This is a genomic window from Protofrankia coriariae, from assembly GCF_001017755.1.
In the GTDB taxonomy this organism is placed as follows: Bacteria; Actinomycetota; Actinomycetes; order Frankiales; family Frankiaceae; genus Protofrankia; species Protofrankia coriariae.
This window is the reverse complement of the sequence record NZ_JWIO01000025.1, coordinates 45,534-69,991: the sequence shown is the minus strand read 5'-3', so window position 1 is coordinate 69,991 and position 24,458 is coordinate 45,534. Positions and strand designations below refer to the sequence as shown.

General features: G+C 67.9%; 21 protein-coding genes and 1 tRNA gene. 11 read left to right on the top strand and 11 right to left on the bottom strand.

Features of this window, described 5'->3' with window-relative positions; genetic code table 11:
- Nucleotides 1-60 precede the first annotated feature (60 nt).
- Both FrCorBMG51_RS15520 and FrCorBMG51_RS15515 read right to left on the bottom strand, forming a co-directional pair.
- Nucleotides 61-133 (bottom strand) — tRNA-Arg (locus FrCorBMG51_RS15520).
- A 68-nt stretch (nucleotides 134-201) separates the two neighbouring features.
- The gene (locus tag FrCorBMG51_RS15515) at nucleotides 202-717 is read right to left on the bottom strand and encodes a metallophosphoesterase family protein (RefSeq protein WP_047223781.1); all 516 of its coding nucleotides are present in this window, start codon (nucleotides 715-717) and stop codon (nucleotides 202-204) included.
- A gap of 172 nt (nucleotides 718-889) precedes the next feature.
- Between FrCorBMG51_RS15515 and FrCorBMG51_RS15510 the strand changes: the two genes are divergently transcribed.
- Both FrCorBMG51_RS15510 and FrCorBMG51_RS25375 read left to right on the top strand, forming a co-directional pair.
- A complete protein-coding gene (locus FrCorBMG51_RS15510; RefSeq protein WP_047223780.1) occupies nucleotides 890-2,560 on the top strand; it encodes an MFS transporter in 1,671 nt (556 codons plus the stop codon).
- Between the two features lie 123 nt (nucleotides 2,561-2,683).
- Nucleotides 2,684-4,804, top strand: coding sequence for a serine/threonine-protein kinase (locus FrCorBMG51_RS25375; RefSeq protein WP_052914717.1), 2,121 nt, complete (start codon nucleotides 2,684-2,686; stop codon nucleotides 4,802-4,804).
- Between the two features lie 155 nt (nucleotides 4,805-4,959).
- On the opposite strand, the gene FrCorBMG51_RS28360 is transcribed toward FrCorBMG51_RS25375, so the two are convergent.
- Nucleotides 4,960-5,784 (bottom strand): bacterial transcriptional activator domain-containing protein, encoded by an 825-nt coding sequence (locus tag FrCorBMG51_RS28360; RefSeq protein ID WP_157180521.1) that lies wholly within the window; start codon nucleotides 5,782-5,784, stop codon nucleotides 4,960-4,962.
- 3,136 nt (nucleotides 5,785-8,920) lie between these two features.
- On the opposite strand from FrCorBMG51_RS28360, the gene FrCorBMG51_RS15490 reads away from it, so the two are divergent.
- The 3 genes from FrCorBMG51_RS15490 (at nucleotide 8,921) to FrCorBMG51_RS15480 (ending at nucleotide 10,571) form a co-directional block, all read left to right on the top strand.
- Nucleotides 8,921-9,223: a WXG100 family type VII secretion target gene (locus FrCorBMG51_RS15490; protein WP_047223777.1), complete on the top strand. Its 303-nt coding sequence runs from the start codon at nucleotides 8,921-8,923 to the stop codon at nucleotides 9,221-9,223.
- Nucleotides 9,224-9,582: 359 nt separating this feature from the next.
- A complete protein-coding gene (locus FrCorBMG51_RS15485; RefSeq protein WP_047223776.1) occupies nucleotides 9,583-9,906 on the top strand; it encodes a hypothetical protein in 324 nt (107 codons plus the stop codon).
- 26 nt (nucleotides 9,907-9,932) lie between these two features.
- Nucleotides 9,933-10,571 (top strand): hypothetical protein, encoded by a 639-nt coding sequence (locus tag FrCorBMG51_RS15480; protein WP_047223775.1) that lies wholly within the window; start codon nucleotides 9,933-9,935, stop codon nucleotides 10,569-10,571.
- A 60-nt stretch (nucleotides 10,572-10,631) separates the two neighbouring features.
- On the opposite strand, the gene FrCorBMG51_RS15475 is transcribed toward FrCorBMG51_RS15480, so the two are convergent.
- From FrCorBMG51_RS15475 to FrCorBMG51_RS15450, 6 genes are all read right to left on the bottom strand, one after another.
- Nucleotides 10,632-11,849: an APC family permease gene (locus FrCorBMG51_RS15475; RefSeq protein WP_047223807.1), complete on the bottom strand. Its 1,218-nt coding sequence runs from the start codon at nucleotides 11,847-11,849 to the stop codon at nucleotides 10,632-10,634.
- A 678-nt stretch (nucleotides 11,850-12,527) separates the two neighbouring features.
- Nucleotides 12,528-17,249, bottom strand: coding sequence for an FtsK/SpoIIIE domain-containing protein (locus FrCorBMG51_RS15470; RefSeq protein ID WP_235433608.1), 4,722 nt, complete (start codon nucleotides 17,247-17,249; stop codon nucleotides 12,528-12,530).
- Nucleotides 17,250-17,722: 473 nt separating this feature from the next.
- Complete coding sequence (locus FrCorBMG51_RS15465) at nucleotides 17,723-18,454, bottom strand: HdeD family acid-resistance protein (protein ID WP_047223774.1); 732 nt, start codon at nucleotides 18,452-18,454, stop codon at nucleotides 17,723-17,725.
- Nucleotides 18,455-19,241: 787 nt separating this feature from the next.
- Nucleotides 19,242-19,511 (bottom strand): ribbon-helix-helix protein, CopG family, encoded by a 270-nt coding sequence (locus FrCorBMG51_RS15460; RefSeq protein WP_175648419.1) that lies wholly within the window; start codon nucleotides 19,509-19,511, stop codon nucleotides 19,242-19,244.
- A gap of 14 nt (nucleotides 19,512-19,525) precedes the next feature.
- Entirely contained in the window at nucleotides 19,526-19,765 is a 240-nt protein-coding gene (locus tag FrCorBMG51_RS15455; RefSeq protein WP_047223773.1) for a hypothetical protein, read from the bottom strand.
- Between the two features lie 29 nt (nucleotides 19,766-19,794).
- Nucleotides 19,795-19,995 carry a helix-turn-helix transcriptional regulator gene (locus FrCorBMG51_RS15450; protein WP_047223772.1) on the bottom strand — a complete coding sequence of 67 codons (201 nt, stop codon included), beginning with the start codon at nucleotides 19,993-19,995 and terminating at the stop codon, nucleotides 19,795-19,797.
- A 131-nt stretch (nucleotides 19,996-20,126) separates the two neighbouring features.
- Between FrCorBMG51_RS15450 and FrCorBMG51_RS15445 the strand changes: the two genes are divergently transcribed.
- The 5 genes from FrCorBMG51_RS15445 to FrCorBMG51_RS15425 all read left to right on the top strand — a co-directional run bounded on the left by FrCorBMG51_RS15445 (nucleotide 20,127) and on the right by FrCorBMG51_RS15425 (nucleotide 22,379).
- Entirely contained in the window at nucleotides 20,127-20,897 is a 771-nt protein-coding gene (locus FrCorBMG51_RS15445) for a helix-turn-helix domain-containing protein (RefSeq protein WP_047223771.1), read from the top strand.
- An 88-nt stretch (nucleotides 20,898-20,985) separates the two neighbouring features.
- Nucleotides 20,986-21,582: a hypothetical protein gene (locus FrCorBMG51_RS15440; RefSeq protein WP_047223770.1), complete on the top strand. Its 597-nt coding sequence runs from the start codon at nucleotides 20,986-20,988 to the stop codon at nucleotides 21,580-21,582.
- Nucleotides 21,579-21,761: a hypothetical protein gene (locus tag FrCorBMG51_RS15435; protein WP_047223769.1), complete on the top strand. Its 183-nt coding sequence runs from the start codon at nucleotides 21,579-21,581 to the stop codon at nucleotides 21,759-21,761. Before FrCorBMG51_RS15440 ends, FrCorBMG51_RS15435 begins: the two co-directional genes overlap by 4 nt.
- A 94-nt stretch (nucleotides 21,762-21,855) precedes the next feature.
- Nucleotides 21,856-22,200, top strand: a complete 345-nt coding sequence (locus tag FrCorBMG51_RS15430) for a hypothetical protein (protein WP_047223768.1) — start codon at nucleotides 21,856-21,858, stop codon at nucleotides 22,198-22,200.
- A complete protein-coding gene (locus FrCorBMG51_RS15425; RefSeq protein ID WP_047223767.1) occupies nucleotides 22,200-22,379 on the top strand; it encodes a hypothetical protein in 180 nt (59 codons plus the stop codon). Before FrCorBMG51_RS15430 ends, FrCorBMG51_RS15425 begins: the two co-directional genes overlap by 1 nt.
- A 646-nt stretch (nucleotides 22,380-23,025) precedes the next feature.
- On the opposite strand, the gene FrCorBMG51_RS15420 is transcribed toward FrCorBMG51_RS15425, so the two are convergent.
- Nucleotides 23,026-23,571, bottom strand: coding sequence for a hypothetical protein (locus tag FrCorBMG51_RS15420; protein WP_047223766.1), 546 nt, complete (start codon nucleotides 23,569-23,571; stop codon nucleotides 23,026-23,028).
- Nucleotides 23,572-23,705: 134 nt separating this feature from the next.
- Nucleotides 23,706-23,933, bottom strand: coding sequence for a helix-turn-helix transcriptional regulator (locus FrCorBMG51_RS15415; RefSeq protein ID WP_052914715.1), 228 nt, complete (start codon nucleotides 23,931-23,933; stop codon nucleotides 23,706-23,708).
- Between the two features lie 174 nt (nucleotides 23,934-24,107).
- Here FrCorBMG51_RS15415 and FrCorBMG51_RS15410 point away from each other — a divergent pair, with 174 nt between their 5' ends.
- Nucleotides 24,108-24,428: a hypothetical protein gene (locus FrCorBMG51_RS15410; protein ID WP_047223765.1), complete on the top strand. Its 321-nt coding sequence runs from the start codon at nucleotides 24,108-24,110 to the stop codon at nucleotides 24,426-24,428.
- Nucleotides 24,429-24,458 lie beyond the last annotated feature (30 nt).

The window sequence follows — 24,458 nt, the reverse complement described above, 5'->3', positions numbered from 1 at the left end:
AAAGACCAGAGCCCCGCGCCGTGTGATCGGCTGCGGGGCTCTGACCTGCCTCAACCAGCGTGCGCTCGGAGGGACTCGAACCCCCAACCTCTTGATCCGTAGTCAAGTGCTCTATCCGTTGAGCTACGAGCGCCTGTCGGGCCACCGTGGCGGACCGACTGAGCAAGAGTACAGCATCGGCCCGCGATCTCCGAACGGGCGTCAGTGCGGCGGTAGCTGGTGCAGCACGACGTCGTCCAGGTGGCCGTTGGTGATCGACGCCGTCATGAACGTGTGGTGTGGCTGGCGGCGGCGGTCCGTCGGGGAGCCGGGGTTGAGCAGCCGGACTGGTCCGCCGCCGTCCGGCCGTTCGACCGTGGCGTCCCAGGGGATGTGCGAGTGGCCGAAGACGACCAGGTCGGCGTCGGGGTAGCGGAGGCTGATCCGCTGGTTCCGGTTGGTGGCTGTTCCGGTCTCGTGCACGACCACAGTCCGGACCCCGTCGAGATCGGCACGTGCCACCTCCGGTAGCAGCTTGCGGATCTCGGGTCCATCGTTGTTGCCGAAGCAGCCGATCAGGTGCGGAGCCCTGGCCCGAAGCTGCTCCACCAGGGCCACGTCGATCCAGTCGCCGGAATGGACCACTATGTCCACGTCGTCGACCGCTGCCCACACCGGGGCCGGTAGGTCTCGGGCACGCGCCGGCACGTGCGTGTCGGCCAGCAGGACGAGCCTCATCCATCAAGTTTGCCTCGACGGCTTCGGTGGAGAGCGGGTTGTCGGCGCGAAAATGCTGCGGGGCGGCAACGGGCTGTCGATATATGGATCATGAAGGGCTGTTGCGCTCCGGCCGGACAGGCAGGAATCGGAAGGTACGCTTCCTGTGGTGTCTGGACAGCCGTTACCAGAGATGTCACCACCGGGCGGCGTCCTGCCCCGGGCGGCTCGGGTCGCAACAGCGGCCGGCCTTTTCGTTCACGCCTTTGTCTTCGCGGCCTGGGTTCCTCGTATCCCTGAAGTGAAAGCGTCGCTTGCGCTGAGTGAGGGCGAGCTTGGGTTGGCGTTACTTGGAGCGCCGGCCGGCGCAGTTCTGATCATGTGGGCCATTGGTCTTCTCGTCGGGCGTGTCGGCAGTATTCCTGTGATCCGGGTCAGCCTTGTCGTGTACTGCGCCGCCGGGGTACTCATCGCTGGTGCTGGCAGCCTGCCCATGCTGTTTGTGCTGCTCGCGTTCTGGGGGGCCAGCGGCAGTGGGCTCGACGTCGCGGTCAACGCTCAGGCCACCGAGGTGGAACGACGCTACGGGCGTCCGATCATGTCGGGGCTGCACGCGGCGTGGACGGCTGGTGCGCTTGTCGGAGCCGCTCTGGGGGCGGCAGGAGCAGCCATGGAGACGTCGCTCGGCTGGCAGCTTGCTGGCGTCGGCGTGCTCGGACTCGCTATCGGCCTTCCGTCAACCCTGATGATGTTGCCGCGCGACGCGTCCGCTCCTGGCGACATGCTGAGCGCGCGTCACACGTCCGTGATGGACATGGGGAGCATGGATACGAGGAGCATGGATACGGGGAGTTCGGTAGAGAGGGGAAATACCGCCGGCGTCGTGGGTATCGGTGACATAGCAGGCACAGATGTCGCTGTCAGCGACAGGGCTGTCGGTGACACGACCGGCTGGAACGCCGGAAATGCTACGGATGCGGCTGTCGACGTCATAATGGCCGAGCCCGCGATGCCAATTCGCGATTGTGACTGTCCGGTATTTCCCGTGTCGGCTCCGGTCTCTTTTCTCGATGATGTCGAGGAGCGTGAGAAAAACCAGCCGGCCAAGAAGAACGAGGATTTCGAGAAGGGGGCCGACGAGAGCAGGGACGCCGAGAAAACCGAGGGATCCGGAGCGGCCGGCGCGACCGCGGGCAGGACGCCCAGGGTGGCGTCCGATTCGCCTGGATCGCGGTGTTCCCGTGGTTTTCAACGTGGTTTGAACATCCGTCGTGGTGCTGGTCGTCCACTTGGCACGCTCTGTTTCATCTGCCTGTCGAGTTTCCTGTGTGAGGGTGTGGCCGCGGACTGGAGTGCTCTCTACCTGCGGGATGTGACGGGTGCGTCCGCGGATGTCGCGGGCATCGGCTTCGTTCTGTTCACCGGGACGATGCTGGTCGGGCGACTGGCGGGTGACAGGGTGACGGTCGCTGTCGGAGCCGCCCGCCTGGTCCGGGTTTCGGCCGGGATCACGAGTGTCGTGTTCCTCTCCGCACTGGCCGTCGCCGGTACCAGTATCGGTATTTTTGGCGGGATCATAGGTTTTGGCATCATTGGTGTCGGAATGGCATGCGTCGTCCCGTCGACGATATCGGCGGCGGGACGACTTGGAACTCGTGCTTCCGCTCCGTCTCCGTCCGCTGGCGCCACTGTTGCCAGGGTCATGAGCTTTGGATATGTCGGCTGGTTGATAGGCCCACCGATCGTCGGAGGGCTTGCGGAAATGATCAGCCTGCGCGCCGCCATGATCGTTGTGGTTGTTCTCGCCGCAACGGTGGCGATCCTCGCGCCTGCTTTGTCCGTTCCGCCCGTCCGGTCTCGGTGATGGCCCTGTCGCGGACGTGTTGACGGCCGGTGGATACCTGGCTGATTTTTGACTGGAAGGCAGGTCGGGCTGGTCCGGTCGGGTACTCTCCGCTCGTGATGGGGGTTGGCGAGAGGGGAGCCGGTGCTGGCGCCACTGGCTGCTGACGATCCGCGTTCCGTCGGGCCCTACCGGCTGTACGGCCGTCTCGGCGAAGGCGGTATGGGAGTCGTCTATCAGGCTTTCGCTCCGGACGACACGCCTGTCGCGATCAAGCTTCCGCATCTGAACGTGGCGGCTGATCCCGAATTCCGAGCTCGTTTCCGTCAGGAGGTCACCGCTGCTCGGCGGGTTCGTGGCGCTTTCGTGGCCGAGGTCCTCGACGCTGACGTGGACGCCCCCCGCCCCTGGATGGCGACCGCCTACGTCGACGGGGTGAGCCTGGCGGACGCGGTACGCCGTCGTGGCCGTCTGGACGGCCCGACATTGATGAGCCTTGCCGTTGGTCTTGCCGAGGCACTGGTCGTCATCCACGCGGCTGGTGTGGTGCATCGCGATCTCAAACCTGCGAACATCATCATGGACTGGGACGGGCCGAAGGTCATCGATTTCGGTATCGCCCGACTCTCGGACGCCACCATGAACACGAGAACCGGCTTCAGTATCGGGACCGTTGCCTGGATGGCTCCCGAGCAGCTTTCCGGAGAGCGGGCCGGGCCTGCCGCCGACATCTTCGCCTGGGGTGCCTGCGTCGCGTTCGCTGCGACGGGCCGGCATCCGTTCGCGGCAGCGACGCCGGCGGCGTCGATGGCCCGGGTCCTGGGAGACGCTCCTGATCTCGAAGGAGTTCCGGAGCCGTTCGCCTCCGTGGTCGCCCGGGCGCTGGCGAAATCGCCGGCCCAGCGTTGCGCCGCCGTGGATGCGGTGGCCAGCCTCACCGGACGGCAGATATACGGCGTCACAGATGCCGAACGGGTCGCCACCCGTGTCTCTCGCGGCGGCCTTGGCCTGGATGACGCGTTGGCAGGTGGTCCGTTCGGGCCGCCTCAGCCATCCGCTGGCCGAGGTCAGGAACCCGGCTGGCCGGGGTGGCAGACGCCACCGCCACCGCCTGAAACGGGCCGCACTCGGGTCGGACCTCCGCTCCCACCGTGGGAGGCCGAGGAGCAGCCCGTCCAGGGCGGTCTCCGGGATGCGCAGCCCCCATCGCAGCCTCCGCCGTCCGCAGCGGACCGGCACGGGATCCTCACCCCGCCCGGGCCACCCCAGCAGGGACGGTTCGGCCGTTCGTCGCCCATGCCGGTACCAGTTCTGGCGGTTCTGCTGGCAGCGGCTGTGCTTACGGCCATCCCTCTGATCTCGCGGGCCAGCACCGCGCGGACACCGACGATTATCGGTGGTTACGACATATGGGACGTTTTCGGGGAGCTCACGGTGGCGTTCCTTGCGCTGCCGGTGATGCTTGCCGGTCTGGTGGTCGGAAACCGCTGGGGCGCCTGGCGTGATTTCGCGGCCGGGTGTGTGGTCGGTCTGTCCGTCATGTCGATCGCGGAGCTCAGCTTCGCCCAGGAGGAGTTCGGCTCCTCGCCCGATGTCGGCGGATGGTTGATCGTAACGGGCGCCGCCGCGGCCCTGGTCGTCGTTCTGGGCTGGCGGGGCTGGACCGCCGGCTGGACCTTCGGCCGGTGGGCCGTCTTCTGCCTGCTCGTCGGTGGTATGGGCATCGCCGTGTTCGTCTCCGCGGAGCTGCGTTGGAAGGCCTACGTCCTCGCCGAGCAGCCGAGCCTGGTCGGAACGTCTGTGATCGGTGGCGTGCTGTTTCTCGCCACGTTGTTCGCGCAGCCCCGCAGCGTCACGCTCTTCACCGCGGTGATTGTGGTCGGACTCTGCGCGTTCGAGATGTTTCATCCGGACCTCTACGTTTATGCGGTCGACAATTTTGCGGTGCTGATCGGACTGTTGGCTCTCGGTCTTCTCGGCGATCGTTGGTCGGACCGGCTCTTCCTGTTCGCGGCCAGAGTGGCTATTGCGGTGGCGCTGCTACGGCATGTCGTGCTGGCCTGGGGAAACGGCGATGTCGTGATACGTCTTGGTGAGACCATCCTGGATCTGTCGGGCATCCATCTCGCCGCCTTCGGAGCAATTGCGGTCCTGGCGGCTCTCGGGACGCTGCGGGGTCCGCGGGTTGTTCCGGGGCCATGGCAGCCGCCTCCGCCGAGCTATCCTCCCGGCCCGCTGCCATACCGCGCTGGCAGGCCATACTGACCCTGAAACGCCATACCGGCCCCGAAAACGTGGGCTACCGGACCGTGACGAGGGCAACACTGCAGGGCCTCGGTTCGGTGGCCTGGATTTTTCTGTGTACGGCTGATCCGGCAGGCACAGTGAGCGGCCGGTCGTCTGCCAGTCAGAGATGTTCTCTATCTGCCTGTTATCGCTGATCTTCTACTGCTGCTCTGTTGCCGCCGACGGAATCCCGGTAGCAGCTCGCGGACCAGCGCATTCGTTTCCGCCTGGATGCTGAGGTCGGTCCGTTGTGGTGCGATCATCTGGTACATCTCGTTGATCACTGCTTCCAGGGCCTTGCGGTCATGGCGGGCAGCTACTGTGCGTAGCAGATCTCGCCACAGGACCTCGGCTGTTGGCGCTGCACGCAGGCCTGTTCGGCACGCCGCGATGGCGGTAGCGGTATCTCCATTACTGAGCGTCAGGCTAGCAAGCCGATGGGCCACATCGACAACGGCGGTGGAGGTGATCGTCCTGATCCTGCTTGAGTCCAGCCATCGATAGCGGCCTGCCGGCAGGTTTGTCCACAGCGGTCCGGTGACCAGTCGTAATGCTGTTGTCAGATCGTTTTCGGAGTCCGACTCCGGTTGAGCGGAGTGGTGGGCGTATGCGACGAAAAGATCCCAGTCACACCGGACGTCGCCAGCAAGGCTCCAGCATCCGTTGTCACTGACCGTGATATGCGGGAGGCCCTCGTCGTTGGTCCCGAGCCAGCCGGCTATATGGTCGAGCTCATTGCTGAGCACATTGTCAGGAGTCTCTGGCGGCAGGAGCACGGCGCTGAGAGCGCTGGAAAGCACTCCCGAGCGATGCAGGGCGAGATACACCACCAGCTCGGTCAGGAACTCCCGACGATCCGGATCGCAGGGACCGGGTGCCTCGACGGCGATCTCTCCCATGATCCGAATTTCGACATCGGTTGATCGGAACAGTTCTCCAGGCTCGGCCGGAGGTGTCACTGGTACCGGCAGAGCCAGCGGCGATGCCAGAGTTGCCGGTAGTAGCACGGGTAGGACTGTCGGTGGTTGGGAAACTGGTTGCGGAACCGGTTGTGGCAGTGCAGCCGGAAGGGTGGACAGGGCCCTGTCGCCAGGCGGATCCGTCTGAGGTAGGCCGCCGTCACCGGAAGCCTCGCCCATGAGGGCTTCGCCCGCCGCGGTTCGCCCGGAAAGCTGAACCAGCAGCCCTGTCGTCTTCCGCGGTGCCGGTGTCGGCGGTGGCGGCCAGAGCTCGCCTGGCGGCGGCGTGGACGGCAGGCGAGAGGCCTCGGCCGGGAACGCGGTCGACGGTGGAAACGGATGCGGCTGGACGCTACGTGCACCAGGAGCACGTGGCGGCACAGGCTCCATCGCCATCCCGGAGGCCCCGGACACCTGGAGATCCCAGGCTGGCATCGCTCTGTTGCGCCAGATGGAGACACCATCGCCTCCTCGGGAATCGCCTCCGCGGGAGGAGGTGTCCACAGACGGGGAAGGGCTGTGGACACGACCTGCCGGGTTGATGCTGTCCGTATGCTCTGTCGTCAGTCGTAGCGGGGATTCGCTCGGGGGCGGCGGGGGTTTGGGCGGTCGGCCAACCGGGGGAGCGATGGCCGGTGGAGGCGTCCGCGGGGGCGGTGACGGGGTCCACATCGGTGGGGTCCGTGGCGGCGCTGACGGGGGAGGTACCGACGGCACCGGTGGAATTGGCGGATGATTGTGCGGGAGGGATTCTGATTCCACTGTGGATGCCTCTGGACGCATCCACAGTGGAATTTCGGGCACCCACGGCGTCGGCTCCTGGGCGGGATTCGAGGTGGAGGCCGGCCATGATTCATCCGGGAACGCGGTGATCACAGTGGCGTCATCGCTCCCGCGGCGACGGTCGTCCACTTGTGCTGTGCCGTTCCCGGGGCCGGGACGGCGCGGCGACTGTGCGTCTGGGGAGGAGATCCGTTGCGGCGGCGGATATGCGGGGTGTGGATGGTCGGGACCAGGACCTGTGGTTTCCGTTTCTGCGGTACGTGATGTGGCGCGTTCCTGGCCGGAAAGTGCGTATGCTGTGCCCGCCTTACGGAGCATCCTGACAATGGCGGGGTACTCGCGCGTGCTCAGCGTCTGAGCGCTGATCTCCAGACCAAGGACGCCGAGATGTAGCCTGCGGTTCGAGCTCACCGTGAAGCGCCAGCGTGCGGCGGTCGAATCGCCGACGGTCACAACACCGACTCCCTGGCTGGGATCCCTGAGGAGAGCGGAAAGCCGTGCTGCTTCCCGCTCGGACGGAGGGGCGGCCAGGATCAGCAGCTCCGGCGCCCACAGGGCCTGATGCCGGGCGGCCGGCCGTCCCCGGAGCACCGGGCCGAGGGAGCCACCGTTTCGTGGTTCGCCGCCAGCTACCCGACCGCGCCGCGACCGACGACTTTCCAACTCGTCCAGGACGTCACCGAGGCTGGTACCGGATCGCAGCCGGTCCGGGGCGATCGGCACGAGACGTCCGGAAAATCCAGTCATGTATACGCGGAGATCGTCTGACCAGGGATTTGTGGCCAGTTCCACCGCGATGGACACGGCCGCTTCCCGCGCGAGCGCGGCGTCCCCACCGAGGCTGATGATTCCGGGAGCAGCCTCGACGTCGACGAGAACACGAGATCCCCAATCGTCCGTACCCATGACGGCCAGCCCTGGATAGGGGGCTGGTGTGTCCACCGGAATTCTCCGGCCGTCGTCGACGAGTAGGCCGTCGACCGTGCTGGTGGTCCGCTCGATACGCCAGGTACCCGCTGTCCGGCCGGCCTGCCATGGTGGAGGAGGTCCGTCAGGTTCGGCCGGCGCGAGATGCAGAACGAGTTCGTTGTCGGAGACGGTTGCCGCATACACGGATGGCAGGGTGCGACCGGCCGCGGTGAGCTCCGCGGCGAGAAGCCGCAGTGCCTGGTCAAGGAACCGGGCCGCCCCCACGTCCGCGGCGAGACGGAGCTCGGTCCTGATCTGACCGAGGGGGTTGCCGCCCCTGGATCGTGGCCGTCGCCTCATCAGTGCAACCATCATTCCTGTCGTCAGTATGACGGATAGGACAACGGATGGGTGTGCGTCGTGGTGTCTCGGTAGTGCCTGCGCCCGGATGCCCACCGGCCCTCCAGCCCCCTCCGTGGGAGGAGCCACGAGGGGAACCTGCTGGTTTGTAACTGGATGATAGCGTGCGGTTTCGCCGGGTCGTGCCGTGGTGCTCCGGCTGTCGTCCAGCGACGCGCTCGCGCCATGCGCACTCATTTCCGTCGTTGCGGTCAGGCGTACATCCCCCGGTGCGCTTGTCACTGTTGTCGGCACCAGGGCGGGACGTCGGCCGCGCTTATCCACGGCGGGCGGGCACAGGATAGCCGGGAAGAGGATGGCCGTGCTGGAGAGAATCTTGGGGAACAGCGCGGTCACGGCCAGCCCGCCCGTCGGCTTCCGCCAGGCTCCACCCCATCGGATGGAGCCTGGCGGGCGGAGCTGACCGTCGCTGGCTGGCCCGGTCGAGGTGGGACGGTGTCACGGGGCCCATCGTCTGCCGCCAAAGGGCGGAGCTGCCACCGTGTGGCCTCTCCTGTGGATAACCTGGCTGTGGATAACCGGGCTACCTGACTGCCGATCCGGCATAACGGCGGGCAACCGGAGTCAGCGCCCGGATCAAGGCGATCACGCGGTCGGCCGTGTCGACGCCGCTCTCCCAGCGGCCTTGTCACGAGCCGGGGACATGGTGTAAACCGGTACAAGGCGGATGGGCGCAAAGCGTACGAAATGCATCGTGAACGGCGTTGGTGTGCGGTACTTCCTGGCGGTGAGGCTGTCGGGTCGCTCCCTGTACCCATGATCTTTGGGGGTGGGTCGCGGATTTTGGCATCGATCCGGTGCCGTGTTCGTCAAAAAGAAGTGTTTCGTCAAAAGCAGTGTGGGTGCGGTCGGAGGCACGGCGACAGCGTCGTCCGCCTGAACGATATTCTTGGGCCATGACGGGAAGCATCTGACACACCGCTTCTGGTCGGCGTGGCCCCGAGATCGTGTTGTGCTGCCAAGATGGCTGATCATTTACGCGGTCCGTGTTCACTGCCAAAGACATGTCTGAAAGGGTCTGATAATGCCCAACCTCAATGTCACGTACCAGGAGATGGACGATGCCAGTGGCAGGCTCAGGAACGGCAGGGTCGACATCGAGGCCCAGCTTGTAGTGCTGAAGAAAATGGTCGACGCCCTGGTCGCCGGTGGATATGTCACTGACCAGTCCAGCGTGCAGTTCCAGGGGTTCTACGACCGGTTCAACACCGGTGTAACCAGCACACTGGCCGGGCTCGACGGCATGGCCGACTACCTGAAGAAGGCGGCTGACGTGTTCCGGACCGCTGATGCCCAGCTCGCAAGTTCGCTGCGCGGCCAGGACTGACGGGCCGACGGCGGGACGCGGTCACGTTTCCCCGCGTTCGGTCCTGGGAAGCAGCCTGCCGGTCCTGGGAAGCAGCGCGTGGGCGGTTCCGGGCCGTCGAGAGGCGGTTTCGAGAGGCAGTTTCCGTCCGATAAGACTTTCCCATGTGTCGGAGATTTTCTGTGCCCGTCCGGACGCAACAGGGAGGTCGGCCGTCATGCCCGGTGGCTCCCCCCTGCCAGGCTCGGGTTCTACCCAGAAGGCCGGCGACAGACGTCATGCCCCGCGGCGTCTGCGATTTTTCTTGTGTCTCCCGCGAACGGATCGGGGCGCTGGAGTTCTGTCATGGGACGGGACCACGGTAAGAGAGGTTGCGCGCGATGACCGCTGACCGGCTGTCGGTCGATCTTCCTGGGCTGGACTTGCTCGCCAGCAATCTGATGTCGATCCGTTCGGCGATGAACGCGACCCGTTCGATGCTGGAGAGCTACCGGGGGCAGATGGGATCGACCGAGATCGAGGACGCCCTGGGCGACTTCGAGCACGGCTGGAGGGACGGACGCAGGAAGATCGACGACAATGCGAACAAACTGGCGACGATGGCCTCCCAGTCGGCGGAGACCCTGCGTCAGGTCGATTCCGATCTGAGCGCCGGGCTGATCCAGGCGTCGCAGCTCGCCAGCGAAGGAGGAGGAGGGGACTGAGCGAACATGTTGCTGCCGAAAAGCCCATGGCCCTGGGCTTTTCGATCAGTATTCCCGATACCTGGTTCGAGGTCGACCTGAATCCGGTGACCCGCAGGGCATCCATCGACGCTCTGGTTCGGGAGCGCACACGGGGTGTTCCCGAACTCGCGGCGAACCGTGCGGCGATCTCCCGGCTGCTCCGACACGCCGCCCGTGACGCGGCGACCGGCGGCGCATTGTTCTGCGGTGTCATGGCCGAGGCGGTAGAAGGCGCAGGTTTGTCTGCCAGCGTGACCGTATCCACGCTTCCTGCACCAGATGATGCCCGGGTTGTCGGCGTGGCCGAGGTGACTCCATCAATAATCATGTCCTCTCTGTCGGAGAGGGTCGCCCGATCACAGGACGACACCTGGACCACAGTGACTCTTGTCGATCTTCCTTATGTTGGACAGGCAGCCCGCTCGTACGGGGTGGAGGACATCTCACTGCCCGATCGGGCTGGTTGGATCAGGACGACGATGATGCAGACCTTCGCCCCGGTCCCACGGTCCGACCAGGTGGCCCTGATCTCCTGTTCCAGCCCGAACCTCGTGCTCGTGGACGCATTACACGACCTGTTCGACGCGGTGACCTCGACCTTCCGGTTCGTTACCGATAGCGGAGAGTTCACTGCTCCGGCATGACGGTGTGATAGCGGAGCGGGACTGCGGGGCGTGATTGGTATGGCCCCGTGTGCCTGTGGTCTACGCACATGGCCTACGCACAGCACGGATCACGACGCCGATGGCGAGAACGGCGAAGCCGGTCAGGACCGAAGCAGCCGGCAGCATGAGAGCGAGAACCAGGCAGCCGACACCGCCGAGCAGCGACAGTGGGCGCAGCCAGCGGCGTCGCGGGCCGTCGAGGGTGAAGGCGCTGGCATTCGCGATCGCGTAGTAGACGAGAACCGCGAAGCTGGAGAAACCGATCGCGCCTCGGACGTCCGAGGCGATGACCACCGCGATGACGATCCCACCCAGCAGTAACTCTGCGCGGTGTGGAACCGCATACCGTGGGTGTACCGCCGCAAGCCAGTTCGGCAGGTCACGTTCCCGGGCCATGGCAAGGGCGGTGCGTCCGACCCCGGCGAGCAGCGACAGCAGGACACCGAGGCTTGCGACCGCTCCGCCCACACGGACGGCAGGAGTCAGCACGCTCAGGCTGCCGGCGCCGGTCGCGGCGGCCAACGGGTCCACAGCGTTTGCCAGACGTTCCGGGCCGACCGCCAGCAACGCGGACAGGCCGACAAGTACGTAGACGACAATCGTGATCCCGAGCGCGGTCGGGATCGCTTTCAGGATCGTCCGCGCCGGGTCGCGGACCTCCTCGCCCAGGGTGGCGATCCGGGCATAACCCGCGAACGCGAAGAAGAGCAGAGCAGCGGCCTGGAGTACCCCGCGTACGGCGTCCAGCCCGCTGCCAGACCAGAACGGGCTCAGCCGCGCTGTCCTGGCGGTCCCGCCCGCCAGACAGGCCACCACGACAACAGCGAGCGCGAGCAGGGTGAGTATGACCAGGGCACGGGTCAGCCGGGCGGTCTTGCTCACGCCGAAATAGTTGACCATGGTGAGCAGCGCCGCGGCGGCGACCGCGACCGGTCGGGGATGCTGCGGCCACGCATATGCGCCGACGGTCAGGGACATGGCCGCGCAGCTTGCGGTCTTGCCGGCCACAAAGCCCCAGCCTGCGACGAAGCCCCAGCGGGCGCCGAGCCGACGCCGTCCGTACACGTATGTTCCGCCGGACTCAGGGTAGAGCGAGGCCAACTGCGCGGACGACATGGCGTTGCAGTAAGCGATCACAGCCGCGATCGCGAGGCCGACGAGAACGCCGGCTCCGGCCGCATGGGCCGCTGGCCCGAACGCGGCGAACACCCCGGCCCCGAGCATCGAGCCAAGCCCGAGGAGCACCGCGTCGGCCAGGCCGATGCGACGCTGTAGCCGGCCGGTCGAGCCGGTCGGCTCTCCGAACGGCTCAGTGCCGTCCGCATCCGTTGGTCCCGCCCTCTCAGCTGCTGGGAGGCCGGTTGGCTCCTCGGGCGGCTCGGTGGCACCTGCACGGGCATGGGTGGACCCGATGGCGCACAGGCCGCTCGGATTCCTGGGTGGTTCCGTGACATGGCGGCCCGGCCCGGGAAGCTGCCCGGAAAACCGGCCGGTCCGTTTCCCGGATGATCCCGTGGCCGGCCTGGCCCGGGAAACAGGCCGGTCACCAGGTGACTCCTGACCGGGATCTGCGCCACGCCCGGGAAGACGGCTGTCGGACACCGCTACTTCATAGCACCATTCGGCTGGAAGACGCACACGTTTTGACGCCTGTATCTTTTCAGAGCAAATATTATGACAGCGATCATCGGATGGGGCCGGCCCTGTGACAGGACGGACGCGCGTCGAGGGCGGCGGTCATCGGATTGTCATCCGATGCTTCTCTACCGTTTGTCCAATGTTCTTTCCTGGTAAGTGTGCGGAGGGTCGTCAAGAGTTCTTCGATCGAAAGCCGTAGTGATCCACGGGGATCTGCAGGGCGATTTGTCCTGTGGTGATGTCATGATTCGTACCGTTATGGTCGGAAGGTTCGGGCGGGTCATTACAGTGGTGTCCTTATTCGTGGTAGGCGATCTGAATCGGCGTTGTTTTTCCACGGCGGACGAACAGGCCCCGACCGGGCGGCGTGCCGCCCCCGGTGTTACGCGACAGCCGGATGCCGAACAGATCGCCATCGCTGGGCGTTCCCGGCGCGAGGATCACCCCGCATCGTGACCGGCGGGCGTCCACCATGAACCCCCGGTACTGGCTGGTCAGATCCCCGGTGGTGCCTGCGGCGACGAATGCGCATCCGCTGTCACGCGCGGTCCTGAGAAACTCGGTTATGCGATCGGCGATCGGGGCCGTGGCCAGCAGTTCCGCATCATCCATGATCACAACCAGGCCACCGGACGGGCCGGCCGCTGCCAGCGCCGCGTCAATGCCGGCAGCCCCTGCCTCCGCGCCCAACAGGTCGATCACACCTGGTCGGTCCGCGAGCGTGGACAGCGGCGAGCGTCGCGGGGTCAGCAGCAGCAGTCGGGCGCCGCCCGCCAGCAGGGACTCCGCCATGGTCAGCAGCGCCGAGCTGCGGCCCGAACGCGCGGGCCCAGCGATGACGAAGCCTGGTCCGTCGGCGGTGAGATCGATCTCAACCGGGGCGAGTTCGTCACCGCCCGCACCGATCAGAGCCACCAGCGGCGCTGGCTGCGGACCCGGCCAACCCGCCGGCACCGACGGCTGCCCGGCCGGCAGCGGGCCCTCGGGTCCGTCCACCAGCGCGCCCATCAGCTGGCTCAGCTGTGGGCGCGGGCTCGGATCCAGGCGTGCCGGCGGGCCCGTCCGTGAGCTGTGTCCCGAGCCCGGACGCAGCGCCTCGGTCTCGGTGACCGTGATACGTGCTGGCAACACGTCGATGCGGAACGGGCGGCCGTGGTCTTCACGGGCACCGCTGCCTGGCCCGGCCGGTACGCCGTCTCGCGCGGCAGCCGCCTCGGCCAGCCGGTGCAGCGCCGCCACCTGCGCCCGACCGGACGGATCGTCGTCGAGCAGGGCGATCTGGGTCTCGACCGATCCTTCGAGCTGGAACCCCCGGCCTGGCGGCAGGTTGTCCGGCACAGCCGCGGGTGCAAGACCCACCAGTGTGTAGTCGGACCTGTCGGCCATCCGCAGCATGAACCTGTTCTCGATCGCCGCGCTGAACCGTCCGGAGGCGCTGCGCCGGTCGCCGGTCATGATGACCCGGATGCCGACGGACGGCCCTTCCCGCAGCACCCGGGTCAGCATGTCCACAAGCGCTCCACCGTCGGCTTCCTCGAAGGAGGCCAGAAAACCTTCGAACCGGTCGATCAGCAGGAGCAGATACGGTAACGGATGTTCAGGATCGGCCGATCGCTGCTCGGCGAGATCGGCGTATCCCCGGACGGCGAAGATCTCCTGGCGTTCGACGATCTCGCCGATGATTCGGGTGAGCAGTCGCTGTACCCGTTCCGGCGCGTCCCGGCTGACCACGGCTCCGGTGTGCGGTAAGTGAACCAGCGGTACCAGAGCGTTGTTGCCGCAGTCCAACGCGTACAGGTGCACATCTTTGGAGGAGATGGACGCGGCTATCGAGCCGGCGATGGTACGCAGAGCCGTCGACCGTCCGGACCGTGGCGCACCGACGAACAGCAGGTGGCCCCCGTTGTCGATGTCGATCGTGTAGGGAAGCTGCGCCTGGCGGTCGCAGTGGTCTGCCAGTCCGATCGGGACGGGAGGCAGCATGCCCGGGCTGCCGCCGCGCGGCTGCGAGGAGACACCGCCGCTATGCGGCCGCCGGGAGACGATGTGTGGTCCCTCAGAGCTGGATTCGGACGTGGATGTGGTGACTGTCCGTAGGGTAAGACGTTCCGGTAGCGGTGGTAACCAGGGGCTGCACCCGGGTTCGACCCTCAGGATGGTGGACGCGTCCCGGACCGCTTCGACGAGCGTCTTCAGATCGGTGATCTCGTTGTCGGCCGTCCGTGGCCGAGGGGGAGCCGGCGCAGGCTGCCCCAACGCGGTCCAGGTCAGCGCGGTGACCCAGGGCGGAGTCAGATCATCGCCAGCGGTGCCAGCGGTGCCAGCGGTGCCAGCGGGTCGGCGGCCTCCGACCCGTCCGGACTGGAAGGGGACCAGGGATGCGTGCCCGAGACGGGCGTAAGCCCGTCCGGGGGTCGACGGCGAGATGCGTGCCGCGTCGGGTGTGCCGATGACGTCAGTGCTCTCCGACGCGTCGGTGACGCGCAGCGCGATCCGCAGGTTCGTGTTCGCACGAATCTCGGGAGACACCACGCCGCTGGGCCGCTGCGTAGCGAGCAGCAGGTGGATGCCCAGCGAGCGACCTCGTTGCGCGATGTTGACCAGACCGGTGACGAAGGCGGGCAGTTCCCGGGCGAGCGAGGCGAACTCGTCGATGACCAGCAGCAGCCGGGGCAGCGGCAGCAGTGGCCCGCCGCCGCGTGCCCGTGCGTCCCCGGCGGTGACCAGGAGGGTGTACTCCTCGATGTCCTTCGCGCCGGCATCGGCCAGGATGTGCTCACGCCGCCGTAGTTCCGCCGACAACGATTCCAGGGCGCGGCCTACCAGATGCGTGTTGAGGTCGGTCACCATGCCGACGGTGTGCGGGAGCCGGACACAGTCGGCGAAGGCGCTGCCGCCCTTGTAGTCGACGAGTACGAACACCATCGCGTCCGGCCGGTTGGCCACAGCCAGTGACGCCACGATCGACTGCAGCAGCTCGGACTTGCCAGAGCCGGTAGTACCGGCGATCAGCCCGTGCGGGCCGTCGCGGCGCAGGTCCAGCGTGAGCGGGCCGTCGAGGGACAGGCCCACGGGGAAGGCGGTGCTGCGGGGAAGGACCTGCCACCGGGCGGCCACCGCCGCCGCGGTCGGAGGCTCCAGGTTGATCACATCGAGGAGGCGGGCGGAGACCGGAAGTGATCCCTCGTCGTCCCCGCCGACGTCGCGTACCGCCGCCAGAGCGCGGGCAAGACGTTCGCACCAGGCCGCGGCACCACTGACCGTGAGCGTCAGCTCGGGATCGGCGGAGGCCGCCGTGGCGAGAAGGTCCGGGCGGACGTCGTGGACGATCTCGGTGCGGGTCTCCACGACCCGCAGGCCTGTCGGGGTCTCCTCGGCCACAGCCTGGCATTCCTCGGGCAGCAGCCGGATGTCGCGGTCCAGGCAGATCGAACGGATGCCCAGCGCCGGCCCGTCCCGCAGCAGGGAGATCACGCCGGGGATGGAGCGTAACCGGCGGGCTCCGTCCATGATGACCAGCACGTCCGGGCCGTCGGTGAGCGGGTTCGCACCGCCCGGCCGCGCCCGTGCCTCGGCCCGCGTACCCAGCTGGCCGAGCAGCTCCCCGACCCGCCGGGCCCGCGACTCGTCGTCCGTCCCGAGCAGGACGGTGGCGTCCTGGCCTTCGGTTGGGCGGCAGTGCGGCAGCCAGCGCACCCAGTCCCAGGCCTGCTTGCCGGAGCTGTCCGTGAGCACGCAGATCGCGAGATCGCGTGGGCTGTGCAGGACGGCCGCCTGCGCGGCCAGCCAACAGGCCAGCACCCGCGGGAGGTCGCCGCGGCCGGCGATACCGACAACGCCGCGTTCGGGCAGGGCGATCGTCACCGGGACGTCGGGGGCTGTCCAGGTGATCTCGCGTTTGTGTTCCTGCGCGGCCGGGTCCTCCATGACGACCTCGCTCGGCAGGTCGGCGGTTCCCAGCCGCAGGTGCAGATAGTCGGGGTCGTCCCGGCGGCGTTCCCACAGGCGTCCGCGTGGCCCGGTGGCGGTGAGCAGAACGCTCGCCGGGTCGGGGAAGTCGCCGCGGCGGGCTGTGCGTTCGGCGAGGAGCGCCTGCTCGGCGTCGCCCTCGACGTCCTGACGCCGCTTGTGATATTCGGCCAGCTGTTTACGGTAGCTGCGCTTGCCGTGCCGGTTACCCGAGACGTACATGCCGATCATACCCAGTGGGCCGATGACAGCCATCAGCAGGAAGTAGTACTGGCGGAGGACAAAGGCCATCGTGACGCCCGCAACCAGCGGAAGTGTCGCCATCAGGAGCGGCATGGGACGCCGCTCCGGCTCGGACGGCTCGCCGGGCAGCTTGTACCGTGTCCGCCGGATCGGCGGCAGCAGCCGGGGCGGCCGGTTGAAGTCCAGCCCTGTCCCGTCGTCGGACGGTTTGAGCGCGGCGTCCGCCCGGCTCGGAGCGCCTATCGCCAGCAGCACGGATCCGACCGTGATCTGGGTGCTGCTGGCGGGCAGGTCGACCGCGCCGACCAGGGGCTCACGTTCGACGAGCACGCCGCCGGTGTCCGGCCCGACAGGGCCGACAGGGGTGGCGGCCGGTGCGATCCGGCATGCGCCGTCCACCGTCACGGTGATCGTCATGGCTTCGGCGGTGGTGCCCGGGTCGTCCAGGCGCACGGCGCAGGTCTCCGCGGTGCCGACCGTGAACTCACCGGGGCCGAGCCGGTGGACGACCCCGGCACCCGGCCCGCTGATCACACGGACCTCGACCAGGCCCGGTGGTTCGGGCGGAAGACAGGCCGCTGGTGAGTCAATGCTGATCAGAACGCCGTCCCGGATCGGTGAGTCGGCGACGGTGAGCGTCTCGCTGACTGCGCGGCCCTCGACGAACAGGCGCGGTCGACGTGCGGGGAGAGCCGGCATACTCGGACGGACGTGCCGTACCAGCGTGTCGGCGATCAGACCGACGGGCACGTCCGGATCGGTGTCGAGCAGGATGTCCGCGCTGACGTCCTGGGCTGGGTCAGCCACGGTGAGTGTCAGGCGCATGTAAGTACGATACGGCGTGATGCCGACAAAACGGGATGTGTCCACCATGCCCCGTGTCAGCCTCGGGCAGCCGGGACTCCGACAGCCGGATCCCGACCGTGACGGACCGCTCTGAAGATGGCCGACCGGCCCGTCACGGTCGATCGGGCATCGCCGACGGCCTCATGGCCAGTGCCCCCTCTACGCGCTCACCGCCGGGAAGCCCGTGACCGGGAAGCACCGCGGTCGAGAACGAGTCAGGGACCGACGTCCCCGGCCCGTCGTATGGGTCGGCCCGTGGCGACGATGGCGCTCGAGCCTGCCGCGAACGAACCCGCGAGCGGATTTCCGCGGATCGCGTCGGTGACCTGGAGACCGGCCACGCATGGTGCTCCCTCGTCGGGGCCGTTTCTGGGAGGGGCGGAACGTGTGTCACCGCCCCTCCCGAGGCTCATGTCCCTTTTCTGGGATTTATGTCACCGTCCTTCCGAAAGAGATCCGCGGGCTCGGCTCTCCTCCGCTCGTCCGGCCTCCACTCGTCCGGCCTCGCGGGTTGCGCCGGTACCGAATCCCACCGGCGGGAGATGACCTTCGGAAAAGGTCGGAAGGTCCCCTCGGAGGCCACGTTTCCGGAAGGACATCGCGATTTTCGTCAGACCGGTGGAGAGGGCCGCGAGCCCCACCCACAGGACCAGGAGAGAGATCGAGAGGCGCGGATAGCTGACGGCCCAGAAGGCGACGCCGATCTCGAGCACGCCGATCGCCAGCGGCATCCACCACTGGGCTGTTCCGCGGGGGTCCTCCTCGGCCGCGCCGTAACGTTCGGCCCGTCTCGCGATGAAGGAGTTGACGATGTCGTAAACGCCTTTGATCAGGAAGTACCAGGCCACGATCCTGGCCGCCACCGTGAAGGTCGGCTGGGACCAGACCAGCGCGGCCACACCGCCGGCGACGAGGAGGACGGCGAGCAGGACATGGGACCATTGCCAGTCCCGCGCCGTCGCCGTTGCTGCCAGCAGTTCACTGGCGGCGCTGAGGAGCAGGACGATTCCGAGGAGTATGGCGACCGAGCGAACCGTTGTCAGACCGAACTGTGGAATTGCCAGCGCAAAAAGGACAAAGACGGTCCCTGCGGCGAGCAGGTACCACCATCGAACCTTCGTGGCACGGTCCTGAGCGTGGCCCGCTGGCGTTGCCGCGAAACGCATGGCGGCTCCTTTCGAGTCATCGGGCTCTCGAACGTGACCGACTCCCGTGGATACGGGCGTCGGTCGCCGAAGTGCGTGGTCGAGTCGGTGATGCCCCCGCTCGCAGGATTCACGCCACGCCGGCGCCGTGAATCATGACGCGTATGTCAGCGAACCGGCCGTCGCCGGTCGACTTCGTGGGTGAATGACGAGATTGGCGGTTGCTTGCCATCCCGCCGATGGTCACACGGTCTCCAGCATTCGTCCGCGTATATCCGGTTCGCCGACGGCACCGATCTCGCCCTCGTGTCCGAGCGGCTCAGTCACTCAGCGCCATCGGTTACTCAGCGCCATCGGCCACGGGTGCGCTGTACACCGACCTGCTGCGCTCGGCCGGTCAGCAGGCGACCGAGACGATCTCAGCGGCGATCCCGCGGACGGTGCGACATGCCCACAACACGCCCACGAAGATCATGGACGGTTCGACGAAAATTGATCGAAAAGAGCGTTCTGCCTGGTCACGGCGCCGACCGAACGGGTCGGCGCCGTACGCGAAGGGCGGAGGCTCCGGGATTTGAACCCGATCTTGAGCAAAATGGGGATGACCGCTGAGGGCCGGAATCCCTTACGCCGCAACGGTTCTTTGATCGCTGAGAGTCGGCGAGAATCGGCGAAAAACGCTGTTTGGTGGAACCGTTCTGGGTACCGTCTGGGGACCAACGATCATCAACGGCCATAATCCGGGCCTCGGGACCGCCGTCACGGACGGTCATCCGGACGCGGTGTCGGGCCGGTGCCGACGTGCTCATCAGGCGACGTCGAGCCAGGCGCGCAGCGCCTGACGGATCACCTCGCTGGCGTTGGTGTGGTCGGCGTCCGCGCGGGCGGCCAGTGCGGCGCGCAGGCCCGGGTCCAGCCGGACCGGTACGACCTCCCCCGGTGCCGCGCCGATCCGCGGCCGGCCGCCCCGGCGGCGCAGAACGTCGACGTCGTAGCCGGCCTCGGCCTCCGCGGCGAGCGTGCTCACGAGTTCGTCGGTCACCGGGATACCGCCCGACGTGGGTGTCTTGTTGGTCATCTCATCCCTCCTTGTCACGGCAGGAGACTGCGGTACTTCGGACGCATCCGCATCGCATGAATGATCAGCTCGGTGTCGTCGTCGAGGAACAGGACGACGATCTCTAACAGGTTGCCCGCGCGGTCCGGGCCGAACCGGAGTTCCCGCGGCGGGCCCTCGCCGTCGAGGGGGTAGGCGACCAGGTAGCGGGCAGCGGCGTGGGTGATGTCCGCGTCGGCTATGCCGTGCTTGCGCGCCGACCGGTGGATCTCCACAGTCAGTATCGTAATACGAAACTGTGGCCCTACTCGGACGCCCGGTCGGGCCGGTGCTCGGCGATCCAGGCTTCGACGTCGTCAGCGGACCAGGCGCGAAAACGACTGCTCTTGATGATCGGCGTCGGGAAGTCATCGCGGTGCGAGATGACCCGCGCGCGCTCCTGCGAGACGCCCAGCGCGGTGGCGATGTCCTTGGTAGTCCAGGGCTCCCGCTCGACGTCGTCCATGAGAAAAGGGTATTGCAACGTCCCAACAGCGGTGTACTGTTGGGACGTCCCAACAGGACGGCCCCCGGTGGTGCTGGAACACCGACCGGGGGCCTTGATCCGATCCCCTGCCACAACAGGAGCCCGAACCCGTGGACATCGTCCCACGTCGCGCGCTGGCGTCGCTGTACGCCCACGTCCGCGCGCTGACCCTCACCCCGGCCGGCGGTGTGTCCGTCCGGTCCCTGCGTGCCGTCCTGGTCGCGCTGGTCGCGTTCCTCGACGCCGAGACCTGGTCGGGCGCGTTCCCGTCCATGGCCACCCTCGCCGCGCGCGCCGAGTGCTCCGACCGGACCGCCCGTCGTGCGGTGCGCGCGCTGGAGGCGGCCGGCGTCCTGGCGGTCGAGCTCGGCGGCGGCCGGCGGTCGAACCGGTACCGGCTGATCCGCCCGGACGGCGGTCCAGCCGCGTCCGCCGATCCCGTGCCGGTGTCCGGGCAGCCCGGTCATGCTGGCCGACGATCCCCTGTGTCTACCTCGCGTACTCCCTTCGGTCGTACGCGGCGCCGCGCGCGTGAGGCCACCGGCCAGCCAGTCCCGGACGACCTGCGTCCACTCGCGGACGCGCTGCACGCCCGGGGCCTGCGTGCCGCCTACGGGCTGGATGACCAGCAGGCCGACGGCGTGCGCGCCACCCTGGCCCGGGTGGGTGTCGCCGCGATGGTCCAAGCCGCCTACCGGGCTCACAGAGCGACGGACCCGGCCCGCTGGTGGTCGGCCTGGACAGGGCTGTGGACGGGCCTTCACGTGCCGTCCAGCCCCGCCACGGCCACACCGACCCCGACGGTCCCCCGGTCAGCCGCGACGGCGGCGGCCGGACTCGCGGCGTGCCGTAGCGCGCTGGCCGCTCGTCACGCGGCCTGAGCCGCACCCAGACACCCGATCCCCGGACCGGCGGACCGATCCCCCGTCCGGCTGGTCCATCACCCTCGTCTCCAGAGCGGAGAGACCTGTGTCCATCCTGCCTTCCCCGCAGCCTGATGCCGCGCCGTGTCCCGGCTGCCCGCACCCGATCGCCGACCACCGGGTGGTGTTCGCCTGCACGGTGGCTGGCTGCCCGTGCACGACCGAGCCCGACGACATGCCGGCCGTCCGCGCCGCTGTGCGCGTCCCTGGCCCGGACGACGTGGACTACCTCGACCCGGCGTCGACCGCGTACTGCACCACCTGCGGTGACCCGATCGCCGACGGCCGGTGTGGCTGCCCTGGCCGGGTCTGGGTCGACAGCCCGTTCGGACCCGTTGACCGGCACGTCACCGGCCAGACCGACGACGAGCCGGCCGGTCGTCACGTGACGGACGTGCCGCCGGTCCCGCCCGCGGTGGCCGAGTACGCGGTCATGCGGACGGCCGATGGTGACGTCACCCTGACGGCCACCGTCCAGCCGGCGGCCGACGCGGCGACCGTCCCGGGCGTTCTCGACGGGTTCGTGTGCCTGTTCTGCGGCGCCGACCTGACCGTCCCCGGCGTCGTCAGCGTGCCGGCCGGTGTCGTGGACGGATGCCAGGTGTTCGCCTGCCAGGCGCATGCGGCGGAGGTGGCCCGGTGAAGGCCGCCCTCGACCCGCGTCTCGGCGGCCTCGACGAGGAGTACGCCGCGGCCTACGTCATCGCGGCCGACCGATCCCGTCCGCAGCGCTGCCGCGACGAGGCGGCGATCGTGGCCGCGACCATCGCCCGGTCGGTGTACGTGCTGACCGGGGTCGAGCTACGGGAGGTGGTCCGGTGAGCGTCCGTAGCGCGGCCTATGGCCGGTTCCAGGTTGTTACGGCATCGGCGACCCTGACAGCCTTTGCCGCCCGACGTAACGCGGAGGTGGCCCGATGAGCCGGGAGAAAGCACTGTACGCCCGGTTGGACGCGATGGGGATACTGGCGGGACTCGGCGACGCGATCGCGGGCGACCCGGCCGAGATCTTCGACGCGCTGGCGGACGACTCGTTGGGCGAAGTCGTCGACCTTCTGATGCTCGTCGACGATTTCGTGCGCGGCCTGATCAAACGGGACCAGGCCGCATCCGGCGCGGACGCGCCGAGCACTCCGCCATCCCCGGCGGTCATTGCCGGCCGGCACGCGCTCTTCATGCTGCGCGCCATCGAGTCCGCGGCCGTCATGGCCGGGGACCGGGCCGGTACGGTGCTCGACGGCCTGGCCGGGGACGGTGCCTGATGCGGGTGGTGACGATCCCGGACCTGCCGGACAGGGTCTGGATAGTCCAGCGCGGCGACGGCCGGGCGCACCTGGTGCTGCGTGACGGCCTGGTCGACGCGGACACGCTGGCGGCCCTCAGAGGCGCGCTGGCGCATGTGGCCGCGGAGCTGGTGGTGACGGACACCCGCGGGCGGTAGCCACGGCGACAGCGACCCCGGTCTCGAGAATCCCTCGGGCCGGGGTTCGTCGCGTGAACGGGGACGGGTGGATGTTCACCCTCGGGTACGTAGCGCTCTGTAGAGGGTGCGGGACGTAACGACGAAAAGGGTACGCACCAGGTGCGTACCCTTCAGCTCCCCGCGCGCCCGGGGCGGACAGCACCATAGCCACTACCGATGGTCGTGTACGCAGCGGTCCGTGGAGGGTGCGGGACCTGAACCTCGACCGCCGGCACCTGAATCCGGGGCAGCGTGCGATGGTTGCGCTGGAGTATGAGAAGGCGATCGGCGATGCGGCGAAAGCGGCGGAAGCGGCACGGAAAGCAGCAGCCGTGGGTGACTCAAGTAGCCGCCTCGGTAACTCTGGGTCCACTTTGACTCCGGCAGATCTGCCGGAGTCGTCTACACCCACCGTAACCAGGCATGAGCGTGAATCCCGCGAGCGCGCCGCGAAGGCGACCGGCGCGTCCGGCCGTGGCGTCCAGCAGGCGAAGGCCGTTCAGCGTGACGCAGTACGCAGCGCTCCGTAGAGGGTGCGCAAAGGGTACTCACCTGGTGAGTACCCGAGGGTGTCCACAATATGGACACCCTCGTACGCACTTCTGCGTAGGGAATGCGCAACCCGTCAGACCGGGCCCAGGAACGGCCGGAACGGCTTCGGTGACGGGTCCGGCTTCTCGGTCTCGAGACCGAGATCCCACCAGCCGACGGCCCGGCAGCGCTCGCACAGCTCCCGCGGCGGCACGCGGTAGGCGTCCAGCCCGGTCTTGGGCCGGCGGTGGTCACTACAGCGGAGGATGATGCCGGTCACCATGCGGTCCATGACGCCATTGTGGCGATACGGGTAACCGAGATGCCACAACCCGACACGGACAGGCCACGGCGTGGTCTTCGGCCGGTATCCGGCGCGGACCATCGCCTGATGCGCGGAGATGCGCCCGGCGAGGACGTCGGAGCGGAGCTCGGCGGCCTGTTCGTTGCCGGCGTCGGCTTCCTTACGGAGACGGCGGAGAGCAGCCGTTTCGGAGTTCCCAGTGGGCGCTTCCGGTGCATCTTGTACATTGTCAAACTTGCTCCGGTCCCCGCCGTGCGGGTTCTGCAACGCCTGGTCCAGCAGGTCGACGAGCGCCGGATCATCGGCCACCACCCGCCGGATGAGCTCGACCGTCACCCCCAGGGGTGCGGATAGTATCCGTACCCTTTTCAGCTCCCCGCGCGCCCGGGGCGGACAGCACCATAGCCACTACCGATGGTCGTGGCGGCGGTTTCCGACCGAGCGCCCGGGTCGCACCCTGCGTGAGCTGGTCAGGCGTCGCGCCACCCGGGCCGGTGGCGGTCCAACCAGCTTTCGACATCGGCGCGCAGCCAGAGGCGGGTCTGTCCGTCCAGCCCCTCGTACCACGGCGGCGGGAACGAACGGTCCCTCGTGATCGTGTAGGCGCGCGCCTTGCCGACTCCGAGGATGGCCCGGATCTCTGCGATGCCGATCAGCTCGTCCGGGGTGGCCGGTCGTGGCCCGGTGTTGCGCTCCACGCATGCCGACCCTGAGTGCAGATAGGTCGATGCACGACCGGGGCTGTTGCGGTCGTGCCAGACGCGCTACCGTGACCACTCGTTCGCGCGGCGTCCCGTTCGCGCACATGAGTGAGCCCCACCGGTTGTGGGACCGGCGGGGCTCGTTGGCCGACCTGTACGGAGGTACGACCGATGGACCGATCATCCCTGACGTCACGTGACGACCGCCAGGACGACGGCCAGCTCGACGACGTGGACCAGGTGCCCGCCGTCGCGGCCTGGTCCGGCCGCAGGCTGCCGACGACCGGCGCGACGGCGCACTACTCGCGGATCACGGGCCGGGTCACGGTCATCGTGGACGTGGCCATGACCGCGGCCGAGGTGACGAACGCGCTGGCGATCTACCTGCCGGGCGACGTCCGGCTCAGCGAGGCGCACTCGCTCGGCGACACGGTGATGCTGGTCTTTCAGGGCCAGCCGGACCAGCCCGCGTACACCGCGTCCGGCCCCTGACGCCGTGGTCGTCAGCCGGTCAGGCCGGCC